1 protein-coding gene is annotated in these 319 nt (G+C 61.8%); it reads left to right on the top strand.

From position 1 onward, the window contains the following. A partial coding sequence (locus AC1RPW_RS07785) for a hypothetical protein (RefSeq protein ID WP_481769409.1) occupies window positions 1-319 on the top strand: 319 nt, incomplete at both ends.

Genomic DNA, 319 nt, shown 5'->3' with positions numbered 1-319 from the left:
GTCGGTATCTACGACCAAACGACCAGCGCATGGGTTCCGGTTGACGGCACGACGGTCAAGGTCACGGGCCAAACGGTCTCGGGCCTGACGGCAGGCGACACGGTTACCGTGACTTACGAGTACACGCTGACGGCAGTGCAGCGCCGGGTCCTGTTCGGTGACGTGCAGCCGGGCGGCTACGTTGGCGATTACGTCCAGCAAATCGGCGTGATTACGCGCGGTACGGTGTTCACTTCGCAATTCGACGCATCGAAGAACTGGGCAGCTGCTGGTGGTTCGGCCTCGACGCAAATCTGTGTGGCCGCTAACGGCATGCTGA

This window comes from Dellaglioa sp. CoH-55-MRSF-8 (assembly GCF_056782195.1).
The sequence above is the reverse complement of the archived record's forward strand: the minus strand, read 5'-3'. Positions and strand labels throughout refer to the sequence as shown.